We start from the raw sequence: 15,942 nt of genomic DNA on the forward strand, positions 1-15,942 counted from the left end.
TTAAAATTAAACCTCTTTTTCTTTTAGACGGATATAGGTTATCGCCCAGAAAATTAATGTTAAGGCAGCTGTTATCAAGAATATCAGTAAAAATGCAAGTTGCTCATTGTTACGATGGCCACCATGGCTTACATTTACCATGTTTCTTGTTAAAAGATTTACTGATTTAAAAATGAGATAGCTTGCTGCACCTGTAAAAATCATAACTGAAATTGCTGTTTTTATATAGTGAAACCGATTGAAATAGACTGACCCGAGAAGGAAGACGCTGGTGATTAAAAACGGAACTGAAATGAAATGCAGGAAATAATGCCTGTAATTTTCGTCACTAAAAATCTGAGCGCTTATACTTTCGACGGGCTTCATTGAGCTTTGTTTTGCGCCATCTACTTTAAATTCGGAAAGGTGGGCGTTTATGTATTTTACAAAAGATAGATCTACCAGGTAATACAAGATTAAGTAAGTTGCTAAACTTAAAACTGCGGTGTAAAACACGCCGGCCAAAAATTTCTCAAAGGTCGATGCCGGCGTCATTAGCTCTAAAATTGCCCGCGGTTTTTGTCCGAGTAAAGCGTAATAACTGCTTGCAACCACGCTGATGAAGATAAAGCCCAGTATTAAGAACAAGCCATATCTGAAGCGCATATCAAGGTTACCATCACCATCATAGTTGTTAAGTTTTAATGGAGAAGGACTATTCCATGCGTAAAATCCGATTACGACGCCAAGAATTACCAGAAGGCTAATCAAATATATCTTTCCAAAATCCAGCCATTGTCTTTTAAGCAATAAGCCAAATCTGTTTATGTTAAATGTGTTGTTCATGGCTTAGTTGAATAGGGGTTTAAATTTGGTTTTTTCTGCGAGTATTGCATTAAACAAAAGCTCCATATCGAGTTTGCTTTCCTCATTATGATAATTTGGCATAACTGCATTGTAGCCAGATAAAGATGGTTCCGCATAAATGATGCTTTCATCAAGTTCCTTCACCTTTTTAAATGTCAATTTTTCTGTGATTTGTTCAACTGATGCTTTTAATGCCACATCATTTTCATCAAGCATAATTACGGTATCTATCAGGTTGTCTAAATCTCTAACCTGGTGAGTTGAAATGATGATGCAACGTTCATCTGTTAATGCTGATGCCATGATTTTCCTAAACTGTGCTTTCGAAGGAATATCCAGGCCGTTTGTTGGCTCATCCATGATAACCAACTTTGCTTCTGTTGCAAGGCCGAAGGCTATTATAAACTTCTTCTTCTGGCCGTAACTCATGTTGATGAGTTTGTTGCTGGCCGGAATATCAAATTCCTTCAGTAACTCAGCAAAATAAGAATGGTTAAAGTTTTTGTAAAATGGGGCATTCGCTTTAATATAAGAATCAATTTTAACCGGCGGCAAATAAAATTCTTCCGGTATGAAGCAAATTTGCTCCAGCAAGGCCGGTTGTCGCTTTGCAGGATTGAAGCCCATCACCTCTAAAGAGCCACCTTGCGCATAAACCAAACCAGCTAAATTCTTTAACAAACTCGATTTTCCGGCGCCATTTTTTCCAAGCAAACCATAAATATGGCCATTGCTTAACTGCATGCTCATATTTTTAAATAGTGGCTTATGCTTGCTGTAGCCAAAATCCAGATTACTTATTTTTATCATCTCTACTGTATTAGTTAAATAATACACTAAAGTATGTTCTATTTTTATAACTGCCAAATAATTTTGCATTTATTTTATTTGCGGGCAATTTTATAAGGCTTGTGTAAAATGTAGATTTTAATACGGATATGATAAAACATCCTTAATGTTGGAGTTGTATGTTTGTATGATAACAGGCTTTTTTGGTTTCTGTTGAAGGTTTAGCAAACAATCAATTAAACTACAGAAAGGTTATCCAGTTTTTATCCATTAGGTTTATCTCTTACAAAATATTATGTCTCAATTATTCTCACCTTTAAAACTTAAGGACGTTACCTTAAAAAATAGAATTGTAATTTCTCCAATGTGTCAGTATTCTGCTGTTGATGGTTTTGCCAACGACTGGCATTTGGTTCACCTTGGGAGCAGAGCAGTTGGCGGTGCCGGTTTAATTATTCAGGAAGCCTCTGCCGTTGTGCCCGAAGGAAGAATCACCCATGCCGATTTAGGCATCTGGAAGGATGAACATGTAGAAAAGCTAAAACAAATTGTTTCCTTCATTCATGGTAATGGCGCTATTGCAGGCATTCAACTTGCACACGCAGGCAGAAAAGCAAGTTGTGATTTGCCCTGGAACGGTGGCGAACAGCTTACTGAAGGGGAAAATAGCTGGCTTCCAGTTGGTCCATCGGCTATTCCGTTTAAGGCTGGGCAGCAAAGCCCTCATGAGTTATCTATTAACGAAATTCAGGATATTGTTTTCGCATTTCGGGCTGCGGCAAAGAGAGCTTTGGATGCAGGTTACAAAGTAGTTGAAATACATGCTGCTCATGGCTATTTATTACATGAATTTTTTAGTCCGCTGAGCAATAAACGCACAGATGTTTACGGTGGCAGTTTCGAAAACCGCATTCGGCTAACCATTGATGTTGTTGAAGCTGTTCAATCTGTATGGCCAGACAACCTGCCCTTATTTGTGCGCATTTCTGCAACAGACTGGACCGAAGGTGGATGAAACGAGAATGATTCTATTCAACTTGCGGCTGTACTGAAAGATAGGGGTGTAGATTTGATTGATGCTTCATCGGGCGGAAATGTTCCGGATGCTTTTATCCCTTCAGGTCCGAATTACCAAGTTCCGTTTGCTGAAAAAATCAGGAATGAAATTGGAATATACACGGGCGCCGTTGGCGTAATTGTAGAAGCGCACCAAGCCGAGGAAATTTTAGAACAAGGTAAAGCAGATCTAATTTTCATCGCCAGAGAATCGTTACGAGATGCTTATTTTCCAACCCATGCAGCTCAGATTTTGGACGATGAAACGGAATGGCCAAATCAATACGTTAGAGCAAAACGAGAAACGTTTAAAAAATAAAATTGTAATATACGATAAACAGAAAATCCGGTCATTAGCCGGATTTTCTGTTTAAACTGATTTATAATTCTAACTGTCGGTTAATTCGCTCAATTTGCGCCTTGGCTTACTTAGCTAAAGTAAAAGGAATATATAAACCAAAAGTGATGTTTCTTCCTGTATTATAAACACCAAGATTTGGATTTTCATAATCGAAACGGCCAGGCTTAAATCTGCTCAGAGCATCGTAATATTTTTGGTTTAATAAATTATTCGCCGATACGGAAAGTTTTACGGGCTGTTTGCCTAAGTTAAACGTAGCGCCAACTCCGGCATTTAACAGGGTATAACCACTTGTAGGCGTTTCGAACACATCATCAACACGTGTTTGTTTAAATGCGGATTGTATGCCGACTGACAGGTATGCACCGTTTGTGCCTTTCAGTTTTGGCTCGAAACGTAACTCATTTCTCAGTGTTCCTGCTGGAATAAAAGCCAATGGCCTGCTTAGAGTACTGTTTTGCGCATGTACATAACCAAATGTGTTTTCGAAATGGATAAAAGAAACCGGATGGATGGTTACACTCGCCTCTGCACCATAAAGATTGGCATTCACCTGCCCATAACGGTACACAGGATATTCATCGCCTTCAGCAGTAATGGTTTCGCCATTATTGGAAGCATAAATAAAGTTGTGTACGTAATTATTGTAAATGCTTGCACTGGCGCTTACAATTTTGCCTTCATACTCTAATGCTGCATCAACCTGGTAGCTGCGCTCGGGACTTAAATTCGGGTTTCCAATCTCATACCTGAAAGTACCTTCATGCACACCGTTCGAACCTAACTCTGCTGGATTTGGCGCTCTGAAGGCAGAACCTGCATTAGCTTTAAAGTTCCATTCTTCGTTAAACTGGTGGGTAAAGCCTAAGGCGCCACTAACGTTCGACGATTTATTTACGAAAGGAGCAAATTGTTCATCTCCATCAACAAATAACTGCTCGCCGGTGTTTTTTCGGAAATCGTAACGGGCACCCAGGCTAAACGTACTGTTTTCCCAATTCTTTTTTGCATAAGCAAAAACACCAATTCCGTAAGTATTGTAAGCGGGCACTAAAAATTCAACGCCTTTATTCTGGCTTTTACCTGCATCGGCACTAAAACCGAATACTGGCTGCCAGCCGTTACTGGTTTGATGTATGTAGTATTTTAAATCGGCGTTATACGTTTTCAGGTCGAAAAATAAGGATGGATCTGGTCCGTCTTCTAGCTCGCGGCGTTGATTTTGCTGGTATCCGAAGTCAGCTTTCAGGTTTCCGTCGCCGATTATAAAGTTGTTATTTAAAGCAATTTTAAAATGCCTGATGTCCTGACGGGGATAGTCTAAATCTCTGCTTTTGAAATCTGCATTAGCAAACGGATCGCCGTTTTCTTTCACAAAATTACCAGCGGCATCCAAAGTTGGTTCATAAAAACCAATGTTGTTGCGGAAGCTGGATACATTTAAATGTGTATATCCCCAACTTTTATTTAAGCCAACCATACCGCTTAAATCGGTTTCATTAAAACCCGAATTTGGGAAATAACCTGTGGGCGTTTTAAAGGAGTATGCATTTTTATAGGTTCCGCGGGCTCTCCAAACAAAGCCGTTTTCATTGCCGTTTAACATCAGGGAATTTGCTGTTAAACCATTGTTTGTAGAATAATTCGTAATAAATTCGCCTTTAACCTGGCCATCAGGCGCCGAACTTGGCTCTAATAAATTGATAACACCACCTAAAGCATCTGAGCCGTACATTAAGGATGCGGCACCGCGTAGCACTTCAACCCTGTCAGATTTAAATTGGTCTATTTCAATGCCATGTTCGTCGCCCCATTGTTGCCCTTGCTGTTTAATTCCATCATCCAAAGTCACGATTCTGTTGTAGCCTAAACCTCTTATAACAGGTTTAGATATCGACGGGCCAGTAGTGATTTGCGAAACCCCCGGAATTTTAGTTAGCGCATCAATTAAATTCGTTGATGGTTGCAGCAGCTGATCTTTACCTAAAACGGCCGCCGAAGCACTATTTCGTTTGCTGGTACTGCTAATTAAGCTTCCGGTGATAACAACCTCTTTGGTTTCTATTGCGGTAGATTGCAAAGCGAAATCCAGCGAAGCTACGCTAGCTAAATTTATAACTCGGGTAGAAGTTTTATAGCCTACATAATGAACTTCTACCAAATAAACTCCTTTTGCAGGGAGGTTATTTAAAGTAAATTCACCATCGTTATTCGTTTGTGCCGTAACCTTTAAATCAGGGATGAAGATGGTAGCCCCGGGAAGTGTTTCTTTTGTAGTAGCATCGGTAACTTTACCTTTAATATCTTTTAAAACGTTTGCAAAAACGGAGGTACTTAATAATGTATATAGAATTACAAGGCCTAAAAGCTGTAATTTTTTCATGATGTGCATGTTTTTTAATCGTTACGGATAGCCAAGACAACAGCAATAAGCATGATGTCTTAATATCCTATAAATAAAAATTTGTTTAACACTTAAACGTGTTCCAAGCTGAAAAAATTAGGCTGAGGGCGGTCCTCGTAAACTGGTTCGCTTCAGCTCTGCGTAGAAACTTTTAAGTACAGGTGCTGCCTGACTAAAAATTTTGGCCGAAAGGTATATTTTATAGATGTGGTGTGTGTGAACGTAATTTTTTTCGAAACCAGCATTACATATCAGGCAATTATCGGCATGTGCCTGAACGTGACTTAAATGTTTACAGTTAATTTCTTTTGTTACCACCGGAACAGGCTGGTGATGGTGAAGTAGGTTCCACGGCGTTAAGGCAATGGCAAAAACCATCAACATTAATGCTGATAGAAAACGATTGATGTTTTGCCTGTGCTTTTTCAATGCGCCAAAAGTAACAAATAGTATTCAATTATATATCTTTGAAAGGTAACATTGCTTTGATAGTGTTATCGCGGTATGCGTTCCAAAAAGTTTAGTTAGTTTACAACATCGCTTACAAAGAAGATATGTCGTTATTCGAATGGTTTTTTGAAAAAAACAATCCCGGGCCAACAGGAAACTTTGACCGGGGTCATTATCATTTAGCCTGGCCAAGAATTTGGATAATCATCGTTGGCTTTTGTGCCTTGTTTGTTTTGGGTGTTGTTATTTACGTGTTGGCTTTTAATCGGTTCCACTACTACAACGCAGTTAATGGCACGTTAATATCCCTTTCAATTGTAGCTTACCTGGCATTGGCGTATTATATTTACCCAAAACCAGCCTTAAATAATGTTGGTTTCTTTGGCTTTATAGATAACCCTTCCAGTTATACTGACGATATCAACAGAATGTTGTTGTGGAGTCAGTTGCTTCTGCTTCCAGGTAAAATTCTAGCTATTCCAATTGTAAATTTATGGTTTATAATGCGTGCAGTTATATATAGAAAACCAGCTGACTTAAATGAATGAAACTCATTAAGAAAAACATTTTCAACACCCTCTTTATTGCGCTATTATTGATCGTGATTTTTGTGCCAGATGCAAAGGCTTTTTTGTTAAAGGGCTTGATGGAAATTGGTTTTTATAGTCCGAAAATTGAAGAGACGGCAACAGAATCGCCAGGCCTTAAAGGAATTAGGTTTAGCGATAGTAAAGGAAATACAATAGATTTAGGAGACTTAAGAGGTAAAGTTGTTTTTCTAAATTTCTGGGCAACCTGGTGCCCGCCCTGCCGTGCAGAAATGCCTTCACTAAACAAACAACATTCAGAATTTCGGAATAATCCTAACATAACATTTATTTTTGCAGATGCTGATGGAGATTTTGCAAAATCGACGAAATACATGTCTGACAGAGGGTTTGCTATGCCGGTTTTTAAAGTTGATGGAAATGTTCCGGAGCAGATTTTTTCGGGGCCGCTGCCAACAACCATAATTTTTGATAAACAGGGTAGAATATCTTTTAAACATGAAGGAGTGGCAAATTATGCCGATAAAAAGTTTATTTCCTTTATAAACAAGCTAATAGAAAGCAACGATTAAAGCTTGTAAACTGCTGCGCAATGATTTGATTATTCATTACTTTTGCCGCTATGATTTCATTTTTCGAGGCTTCGCTTAAGCAACTCTCCATTCACCACACCGGCAACAAATTAGTTGAGGAATATTACAAACTATCTGATGCGCCCTTAAAAATTGAGGATGAAATGCTGGGCAATTTGTTAATGCAATTCTTTCTTAAGCCCTTCGAAAAAGTTAACGAGGTTTATCGCTTTTATCATCCTAATGATAACCTGCAACTTAACGAGGTTTTTCATTTCGCTACAGAGATTTTTGAGAACATCGAGCACTTTCATGAAGATTCGCAGCAACTCGCAAAACATTTGTATGATGTGGCTAATCATCCAAAAATAAAATCAGGAGAACTTTATGTTGGCTATTTTGAGAAGGTGCAAATTGAAGGGGAACAACTTGATGTTATTGGCATTTTTAAATCAGAAACAAAAGACACTTATTTAAAAGTTTATCCTGAGCAGGACGGTTTTGGAATGAGTTACGAACAGGAAGCAATCAGCATCAATAAGCTTGATAAAGGTTGTTTAATTTTTAATGTTGATAGGGAGGAAGGCTATAAAGTAGTGGTTTTGGACCAGGCAAAAAGTAGTAACGACAGCGCCGTTTACTGGAAAGACGAATTTTTGAAACTCAAAATCCGCAATGATAGTTACAACCAGACAAATAATGTTTTAGGTGTGTACAAAAATTTTGTAACACAAAAAATGGATGATGAATACGAGATAAGCAAGGCAGATAAAATTGATTTGCTTAACCGCTCGATGAAATATTTTAAGGAAAAAGAAACCTTCGATATCGATGAATTTAGCAATGAAGTAATCGGGAACGCAGAAGGCATTGAATCGTTTAAAAATTATAAGAAAAATTACGAGCAGGAGTATGAATCGCCCATTGCAGATTCATTTGAAATTGCAGAATCTGCCGTAAAAAAACAGGCAAGGGCATACAAAAGCGTACTAAAGCTTGATAAGAATTTTCATATTTACATCCATGGAAATAAGGATATGATTGAAAAGGGCTATGATGACGATAAATCGCTGAATTACTATAAGGTTTATTTTAGAGACGAAGAATAATTGCTAAATTTTTTGCTGTGCTTTTAACGCCATGTAACGATTAATTACGTTTACAGTTAATTTTTGAGGCGGTGTTAAAATTGAAAGTATGCCATGCTTGTTTAGTTCTAACGCCATCAGTTTTTTCTCGTAAATAAATTTTTCTGCAATGGTTTTATGGTAAATTCCTTCAACGTCTTTTGCAGGTTCAGTGCTCAAGGTTTTCAATTCTGTGTTTTCGAAAAAGACAACGACAAGTAGGTGGTATTTTGAAATCCGTTTAAGGTATGGCAATTGCCTTTGCAGGGCCGATAAACTTTCAAAGTTTGTAAAAAAAACGATCAGGCTTCGTTGTTTAATTACAGAGCGGATGGTCGCATACAGTGCGTCCATGTTGCTTTCCAGATACCTCGTTTTTTCTTTGTATAAAACCTGCATAATGTGCCCAAGCTGTGCAGCTTTTCGTTCTGCAGGCACAACAGCCCCAATGGTTTCTGATAGCGTTATAATTCCCGCTTTATCTTGCTTTAGCATTGCCACTTTCGATAGCGCAACACTTGCATTTATGGCATAATCAAGCAAACTCAAACCCTCAAAAGGCATTCTCATAACCCTTGATTTATCAATAATAGAATAAACATTCTGCGAACGCTCATCGCTGTAGGTATTTACCATTAAGCCACCCTTTCTTGCAGTAGCCTTCCAGTTTATCGTTCGGATATCGTCGCCGCCCACATAATTCTTTATCTGATCAAACTCCGAACTTTGGCCAACTTTTCTTATTTTTTTTATGCCAAATTCGGTTAAATGATTGGAAACGGCCATTAATTCGTGCTGACCTAAATTGATAAACGACGGATATACAGGAAGTATCCGTGCTCCATCAAAATTATATCGCCTGTTTACCAAACCGATTAAGGTTCCGGTGTAAATCCTGATAAATCCAAAGTCGTATTCGCCACGTTTGGTTGGCCTCAAATTGTAATGAATGGATTTTACATCACCAGGCTTAAGGCTTAATTCAAAGTCTTTATCGCGAAGCTGAAACTGAAAAGGCACTTCATCAATAACTCGAATATTGACCCTAAAGCCGTAGCTGTTTTTTACCTCTATTTGTATCGGGTTTTCGTCGCCGTTGCTTAATCGCTTTGCTGTCCGCCTGTGTGCATCAATTCCACCTTTATTCCGGTATAAGATTATAATATCTAAAGCAAATAAGGTAAAAACCAGGCCTGTGGCAATTTCCGGAATTTCTCCCAGCCATCTAAAAAAGAATTTTAAAACAAAGAGCAATACACAAAGAGCCAATGCCCCAAAAAGGCGGTCGGTTAAAAAAAGATTTATGTAGTACTGCTGAAAGATTTTTTTCAAGGAATTTTTTTTAAAATGATAATTGGTGCCTACCTGGGTATTTCCAGTTTTTTGATAATTTGGTTTACGATATCAGTTGTGGTTATGCCTTCCATTTCCTTTTCGGGTGTTAATAATATCCGGTGGGCCAACACCGGTGTGGCCACTGCAATAATATCATCTGGCGTTACAAAATCCCGGTTACGTATGGCTGCCAGCGCCTTTGCGCTGTGTACAATTGCGAGTGAAGCTCTTGGTGAGGCGCCTAAGTACAGCGACGGATTGTTGCGGGTTTCGAAAACAATTTTCGCAATAAATTCCAGCAATTTTGGCTCTACAAATAGGTTACGGATAATGCCACGGGCGGCCTTAATTTGCTCTATTGATAACACAGGTTTTACGTTATCAAGCATCGTTTTATTAACCAAAGAATGTTGTGCTGTAAGGATTTGAGTTTCTTCTTCAAGTGTGGGATACTTCACTTCAATCTTAAATAAAAACCTGTCTAATTGTGCCTCGGGTAACCTATAGGTGCCTTCCTGCTCAATTGGGTTTTGGGTAGCCAAAACAAGAAATGGCTCCTCCATTTGATAAGTTGTTCCATCAATTGTAACCTGGCGCTCTTCCATCACTTCAAACAAGGCCGACTGTGTTTTTGCCGGTGCCCGGTTAATCTCATCTACAAGGATAATGTTGCCGAATATTGGCCCTTTCCGAAATTCGAAATCGCCGGTTTTGGTATTAAATATTGGAGTCCCTAATACGTCAGACGGCATAAGATCTGGTGTAAACTGCACCCTTGAAAATTGCGCAGCAATTGATTTTGCCAAGAGTTTGGCACTTAAGGTTTTTGCTACACCGGGTACGCCCTCTATCAAAATATGTCCGTCGGCAAGCAAGCCTACTATTAAAAAATCGATTACCTGTTTCTGGCCAATTATGATGTTGCTCAACACGCTACGAATTTGTGCTACCGCGTCATTCAGCACACTTAAATCGGTTCGCTGGCTAAATTGCTCTTGTTCCTGCTCCATTAGGTTTTGTTTTTTTATAAAATTCTTCAATTATACTATTAAGGCCAATCAATTCTGTATCGCTAAAATGATCGAGCGTAGGTACCTGCATAAAATACCTTGTTAAAGTTTTAGCCAACGTTTCGTTAATACCAGTTCTTAATCGCAGAGTTTCTGCAAAATCTGCTTGTATTTCGTTTGTTTTCAGGTAATATCTGCTTCGCAAATGTTCCATCAAAAAGCTGATTTTCTTTTGCGCAATATCCAGGTTATTTCGCTGGTGGTAATATACACTGCCAACCACGTTAGCAAATTCTACTGACGTATTTGTGTAAGCATCTGCGATAGGAATAACCCGCTGCCGGCGTTTAATTTCGTAAAAAACGAAAAGCAGTAAACTAAAAATGCACAGGTAATAGGCGTTTTTCAATTCCGGATGCTTAAAGAAAACCCTCATTAAACCTTGTTCTCCAGTTTTCGGAACGGTAAAATACTCGTCGTAGATAACTGTTGTTGCGCTCTGTATGTAGCTCAAAGTTTTCTCCGCGTACTCTGCACCATATTTGTCCAGAAGGTTAAAATTGCTGTAAAATCCCGGGCCGGCAATTAAATAAAGCGAACCTTTACCAAAGTTATATTTTACATAATTAGGGCGATTTTTTGCATCAACACCCAAAACAACCGCACTTGAGGTATCTATTCTGCTGAAATATTGATCGCCTATTCCTTTTTCGAAACCATAGTTTACAACTGTTTTCAGGTTTGGATTGGTAAAGTTTAAAGAACTACCACTTTGAGAAAAAGATGAAGAGATCTTTAGTTTTAATGCTTTCTCTGCCTTTTCTCCGAGGTTGTAACTGGCAATGAAAACATCGTTTCCGGCAGACATATACTTTTTTAATTGTGCTAAATCCGCCAGCTCAATCTTTATCTCAGGGGCAATAATTATATAGGTGCTGTTGCGGTAGTTGCTACTTTTAATGGTATTGTAAATGGGTAAGCCTGATGTTTTCACACTAGCTTTTGGAAAAATATCTTTAATTCGATTGTAAAAGATATAGGTGCCATAAGGAATTTTATCTTTCTTAACGTAGGTGGGCGACCAATCTGTAGGGGTTGGTTTGTTAAACTGCGCTACGAGGTAAATTAATATCAGGATGATGCCAATGCCGAAATAAATTTTGTATCCTTTCATTAAATCCGGGCGTTGAAATGATTAAATGATTGGTTAATTGGCTCAAACTTTTGTGCATCAACAGGAAAATCACCATACCAGACATAATCAAACTGGTGGGTTAGCACGCCAAATTCGTTTTGAATTTCGGGTTTAGAAATTTCGGTAAAGTAATTGTAATTGGTTTTTTCAGGTTGCCAGTTTATAATTTCGGCGTCGCTCAGTTTTTTCAGTGTTCTTAAATACAGCAATCGAATTGCAAGGCGGTATTTTTTTTGGTCGATTAGCTTTTGAATCTCCTTTTCGTAATCAATTTGATGAATATTTTCATTTATAATATCATAAGGCAAAATGGTCTCTTTTGATTTCTTACTGAAGATGTTTTCGGTACCAACAATTTTTATCACGATATATAACAAAATTGCAACACCCAAACCAATGAAAAAATATCTGGAAAGCGGATTCGAGGCGGCGCTACCTGCTAGCTCGTTAAAGAGTCGCCAAAACCACATCCAGAACCTATCCCAAAGAGAAATATCCCTTACCAAGTCGCCATCGTACTGAAATGCTGTCTGATCGGCAAAGGTTTCTAAAGCCTCTTTATCAAACTTTGCGGGTTTTAAATTTGTGCTATCCGTTTTTATGCTGTGATTTACCGATGGCTTGGAATTTTGAGCATAGGCATTTGCTGATGCAAAAAGCAAACACAGTACAACGAGAAATTTGAGTGCGAAATTTGACATGTTAATATTCTTCCGGTCGGCTGTCAATTGGTTTATCGGCTGCGCCGAAATTTGAAATCCGCTCCATTAAACCAAGGCTTTCTTTTTCTTCTACCAGATTAAAATAAATTAAAGCCACAGTAATGAGTGGAAAGGTCATAAATACCTGGCAAAGGTATTGGAGCACAGTAGTTAACATGGTAAAAACAAGAGACATTTCGGGTTTTGTGGAAGAGAAAAGACCAATCATACTAACGATTGTAGTCGGCAAAACCACAAGCGTCATACAGGCATAAACGATTATCCAAATGATTACGAGCGACCCAAAAGTTAACCAAAAATTATCTTTCACAAGTTTAAAGCTTCGGCTAAATGAATAACTAAATGTGCCATTTTCTATAATCATGATTGGAAACACAATGGAGATGAATGGAAACAGCCACAAGCCAGGTAAAACGCAAAAGAGCAGCCCAAAACCCATTAATAGGGTCAGTAATAAAGTGCTGCCGAAAACTTTAAAAAAGTAATATTTGAAATAACCCCAAACTTCGTCGGTGGTGGGCGTTTTATTCCCTTTTTGAACGTAAATTGCAATGTACGAAAGTATCGTAATCGTGCTACTTGCATAGCCTGCCATCGTAAATAAAATGGCGAGCCAGTATTCCCATCCCAATTGCCCACCAAAACTTAAATTACGTCTTGGCGTATTTACATCCATATTGTTAAAAGTATGCACCGCTTTGTATTGCTGTAAAAGCATAGAGAGCATTCCTGCTAAAACAAAAAGGCCACAAAAAATGAAGTAAGTTGTAAACAACGATTTAAAATTCTGCCTGATGAAGGTGAACGTGTCGTTGATAAGCTGACCAAAATCTCTTCGTTTTTTAAATTCAATAATTGAAAGCATAATGTTAGATGAGTGTTCTTTTGCTAATGCGTTTTGGGTAAATAATTACATACCAAACAATAAATATGGCCGAAACCGATAAAATAAGGGCACTTAAAAACGCCGGCATTTCGGTGTGACGGGTAACAAAACTTTCAAAAAAAGCAGCCACTACAAAAATTGGAACTAAACCGAAAACTATTTTTAAGCCATCTTTCGCCCCTTTTAAAATCGAGGCCTTTCTTGTATAAGTTTTCGGGAATAACATGCTGTTTCCCAGAATCAGGCCTGCCGCACCTGCTAAAACCAGGGCCGAAATTTCCAGCGTTCCGTGTATCCATATTACCAAAACGGATTGTAAACCTAAGCCTTTACTAAAAAAGAAGTATTGAAATGAACCAAGCATAATTCCGTTCCTGAAGATTGAAACGATTGCTCCAAAAGAAAAGATGATGCCCAGCACAAAAGTTAAAAGAGAAACAAAAATATTGTTTGCCCCAATCTGGATAAACATCAAAAGCGGGTTTGCTTGTTTATAAACGCCAAAAGGATCGCCTTTGGCAATATTATCATTGGTCATATTTACATACCCGTCGCCCAAAATTAAGCGTATAAAAGTATCGTCGTATTTTGCTGAAATGGCACCTAAAATACATGAAACCAAAAAAAAAGCGAATGCATATATGATTTGCTTCTTATGCTCGAAAAAAAGCAAAGGCAATTCGGTTTTCCAGAAATAAACAAACCGGTTAGATTTTTCTTTCTTGTTTTTGTATACCGATTGATGCAGTTTTGAAGCCAGGCCATTAAGGTAAGCCGTTGTTTTTGAGTTGGGATAAAATGTTTTTGAATAAGCCAAATCATTTGTTATCTCTGTAAAACGATCGGCAAGCTCATCAGAATTTGCCAATGGCATTTCATCGAAGCGTTTCCACTTTTCCGTGTTTTGTTTTACAAATAAGGCTTCTCTCATCGATTTGATAAATCTTTGGTTAAAATAGGCTAATTTTTCTTAGCTACAAAAAATAGGAACTAAAACTTTGGCCATAAATTTTTGATTGTGGTTAAGCGCTTTTGTTAAAAAAAAAATTATGTTTGAAATATGGAAACCATCAGAATTAGCACTGCTCAAAATGTTGATATTGATTATGAAGTTGCAGGCTTGGGTGAAAGAATTGCGGCAAGGCTAATTGATTTGGCAGGCTTTGCCATACTTTATATTGTTGCTGTAATCTTAATGCTTGTGGCATCAATCAGCCGGTCTGAAATGTTAATCGTTGTCTTATTGGTGCTTTTTGGCCTCATTTTTCTATTCTACGATTTAGTTTGCGAAACATTTATGGATGGCCAAACCTTCGGGAAGAAAGTCATGAAAATTAAGGTAATTAGTTTGGATGGCGGCCAGCCAAGTTTTGGGCAATACCTTATGCGGTGGGTATTCAGGATTGTTGATTTTGGCTTTTTCTTTGGCTGGGGCGTTGTTGCCTTAATTGCTGTCGCGATTTCCAAAAATCATCAGCGTGTGGGCGATATGCTTGCAAAAACAACACTTATTAAAACAGTGCCGCGTACTCAGATCGATAACGTCGCCTTCATTTCTTCATTACCGGAAGATTACCAGCCAACTTTTAAAGAAGCTTTTTTTTTGAATGATCGTGATGTGGAGCTCATTTATGAAGTGTTAACCGGTTTTTACCAAACCGGAAACCCTCAATTAATTTACGCAATGGCTGGCAAAGTAAAAGAACACATCAATCCTGCAATGCCTGCCGGCATGAATGAACTTCAGTTTTTAGAAACCATTTTAAAAGATTATAGCTATTTAACGGCTAATACAGCATACTAATGCATTGCCATTTTGTAAAAATAGGATAGCAGAATAAAATTTCCAACCAATATCGAGAAAATATTAATTGCTTTAGAGCGGGTTTTGAAACCAGCGAAATAAGATATTGCGGCAAATAGAAGCAAGCTGATTATTGGGATTGTTGGCGGATACAGTTGCCAGCTTTCGCTTAAGTTTCCTTTGGTAAGACATATAAATGCCCGCTGAAAGCCACAGCCCGGGCAATCAAAGCTTGTTAAACTTTTGAAAGGGCATGGTAATAAATGATTTTGCAGCCAGTTAAATAAATTAACCGGGCTGCAAAATATTTGGTATGATAATGTTAAAACCATTTAAACTACAGGCGGTGGCGTGTCGTTAGGGTTGTTGAATGGCGTGTTTTGATTACCGAATGGGTTGTTCGGGTTATTGAACGGGTTATTTCCAAAACCACGATTCTGTGCTTCCGCGGCTGACGGACCTAAATATCTGGCATCTCCAAAGCCTAAAATCGGCCAGAAAATAAACGACAGAAAAAGTAAGCCAAGCGTAAATCCTTCTGATTTACCATAACTTTTGCTCATTAGGTTTAGCAACCAAACACCAAATACAATATTTGTGCAAGGTAAAAGCAGCCAAAGTATCCAAATCATCGGTTTGCCAACAATTTCTAACATTATGATAATGTTGTAAATTGGAATAATAGCAGCCCAACCCGGCTTGCCCGCTTTTTCGAAGGTTTTCCACATTCCTGCAACGGAAATAACCCAAACGATAAGAATAAAAAAGAAATAGGCTCCAATAAATGCGGCAAGAGCGCCAGAACCTGCAGCAGATTGATAGTCATCCATAATTAAT

At 38.3% G+C, this 15,942-nt stretch carries 16 protein-coding genes and 1 pseudogene; 5 read left to right on the forward strand and 12 right to left on the reverse strand.

Going from position 1 to position 15,942, the window contains the following annotated elements; translation table 11 throughout:
* Positions 1-6 precede the first annotated feature (6 nt).
* Both ASG14_RS02095 and ASG14_RS02100 read right to left on the reverse strand, forming a co-directional pair.
* Positions 7-825 (reverse strand): hypothetical protein, encoded by an 819-nt coding sequence (locus ASG14_RS02095; protein WP_056869406.1) that lies wholly within the window; start codon positions 823-825, stop codon positions 7-9.
* A 3-nt stretch (positions 826-828) separates the two neighbouring features.
* A complete protein-coding gene (locus ASG14_RS02100) occupies positions 829-1,656 on the reverse strand; it encodes an ATP-binding cassette domain-containing protein (protein ID WP_056870201.1) in 828 nt (275 codons plus the stop codon).
* Between the two features lie 274 nt (positions 1,657-1,930).
* On the opposite strand from ASG14_RS02100, the pseudogene ASG14_RS02105 reads away from it, so the two are divergent.
* A pseudogene (locus ASG14_RS02105) lies at positions 1,931-3,010 on the forward strand (NADH:flavin oxidoreductase/NADH oxidase).
* Between the two features lie 106 nt (positions 3,011-3,116).
* Here the strand turns inward: ASG14_RS02105 and ASG14_RS02110 are convergent.
* Positions 3,117-5,435 (reverse strand): TonB-dependent receptor, encoded by a 2,319-nt coding sequence (locus ASG14_RS02110; RefSeq protein WP_056870202.1) that lies wholly within the window; start codon positions 5,433-5,435, stop codon positions 3,117-3,119.
* A gap of 117 nt (positions 5,436-5,552) precedes the next feature.
* Positions 5,553-5,885, reverse strand: a complete 333-nt coding sequence (locus ASG14_RS02115; protein ID WP_157274811.1) for a hypothetical protein — start codon at positions 5,883-5,885, stop codon at positions 5,553-5,555.
* Between the two features lie 125 nt (positions 5,886-6,010).
* Between ASG14_RS02115 and ASG14_RS02120 the strand changes: the two genes are divergently transcribed.
* Genes ASG14_RS02120 through ASG14_RS02130 form a run of 3 tightly spaced genes read left to right on the forward strand, consistent with a single transcriptional unit; the run spans position 6,011 to position 8,135 of the window.
* The gene (locus ASG14_RS02120) at positions 6,011-6,454 is read left to right on the forward strand and encodes a hypothetical protein (RefSeq protein ID WP_056869408.1); all 444 of its coding nucleotides are present in this window, start codon (positions 6,011-6,013) and stop codon (positions 6,452-6,454) included.
* Positions 6,451-7,026: a TlpA disulfide reductase family protein gene (locus ASG14_RS02125; protein ID WP_056869409.1), complete on the forward strand. Its 576-nt coding sequence runs from the start codon at positions 6,451-6,453 to the stop codon at positions 7,024-7,026. Before ASG14_RS02120 ends, ASG14_RS02125 begins: the two co-directional genes overlap by 4 nt.
* A gap of 50 nt (positions 7,027-7,076) precedes the next feature.
* Entirely contained in the window at positions 7,077-8,135 is a 1,059-nt protein-coding gene (locus tag ASG14_RS02130) for a nucleoid-associated protein (RefSeq protein ID WP_056869410.1), read from the forward strand.
* A 3-nt stretch (positions 8,136-8,138) separates the two neighbouring features.
* On the opposite strand, the gene ASG14_RS02135 is transcribed toward ASG14_RS02130, so the two are convergent.
* The 6 genes from ASG14_RS02135 to ASG14_RS02160 are packed head-to-tail and all read right to left on the reverse strand — an operon-like array spanning position 8,139 to position 14,232.
* A complete protein-coding gene (locus tag ASG14_RS02135) occupies positions 8,139-9,485 on the reverse strand; it encodes a DUF58 domain-containing protein (RefSeq protein ID WP_056869411.1) in 1,347 nt (448 codons plus the stop codon).
* 29 nt (positions 9,486-9,514) lie between these two features.
* Complete coding sequence (locus tag ASG14_RS02140; RefSeq protein WP_056869412.1) at positions 9,515-10,498, reverse strand: MoxR family ATPase; 984 nt, start codon at positions 10,496-10,498, stop codon at positions 9,515-9,517.
* A complete protein-coding gene (locus ASG14_RS02145) occupies positions 10,473-11,672 on the reverse strand; it encodes a DUF4350 domain-containing protein (RefSeq protein ID WP_056869413.1) in 1,200 nt (399 codons plus the stop codon). The genes ASG14_RS02140 and ASG14_RS02145 overlap by 26 nt, the downstream gene beginning before the upstream one ends.
* Positions 11,672-12,394 (reverse strand): DUF4129 domain-containing protein, encoded by a 723-nt coding sequence (locus tag ASG14_RS02150; protein WP_056869414.1) that lies wholly within the window; start codon positions 12,392-12,394, stop codon positions 11,672-11,674. The genes ASG14_RS02145 and ASG14_RS02150 overlap by 1 nt, the downstream gene beginning before the upstream one ends.
* A 1-nt stretch (position 12,395) precedes the next feature.
* Complete coding sequence (locus ASG14_RS02155; RefSeq protein WP_056869415.1) at positions 12,396-13,280, reverse strand: hypothetical protein; 885 nt, start codon at positions 13,278-13,280, stop codon at positions 12,396-12,398.
* Between the two features lie 4 nt (positions 13,281-13,284).
* Positions 13,285-14,232 carry a stage II sporulation protein M gene (locus tag ASG14_RS02160; RefSeq protein ID WP_056869416.1) on the reverse strand — a complete coding sequence of 316 codons (948 nt, stop codon included), beginning with the start codon at positions 14,230-14,232 and terminating at the stop codon, positions 13,285-13,287.
* 129 nt (positions 14,233-14,361) lie between these two features.
* Here ASG14_RS02160 and ASG14_RS02165 point away from each other — a divergent pair, with 129 nt between their 5' ends.
* The gene (locus ASG14_RS02165; protein WP_056869417.1) at positions 14,362-15,105 is read left to right on the forward strand and encodes an RDD family protein; all 744 of its coding nucleotides are present in this window, start codon (positions 14,362-14,364) and stop codon (positions 15,103-15,105) included.
* Here ASG14_RS02165 and ASG14_RS20650 read toward each other — a convergent pair.
* A complete protein-coding gene (locus tag ASG14_RS20650; protein WP_056869418.1) occupies positions 15,102-15,437 on the reverse strand; it encodes a DUF2752 domain-containing protein in 336 nt (111 codons plus the stop codon). The genes ASG14_RS02165 and ASG14_RS20650 overlap by 4 nt on opposite strands.
* Complete coding sequence (locus tag ASG14_RS02175; protein WP_056869419.1) at positions 15,438-15,935, reverse strand: DUF5684 domain-containing protein; 498 nt, start codon at positions 15,933-15,935, stop codon at positions 15,438-15,440.
* Between the last annotated feature and the right edge of the window lie 7 nt (positions 15,936-15,942).

The organism is Pedobacter sp. Leaf194 (genome assembly GCF_001423945.1).
GTDB lineage: Bacteria > Bacteroidota > Bacteroidia > Sphingobacteriales > Sphingobacteriaceae > Pedobacter.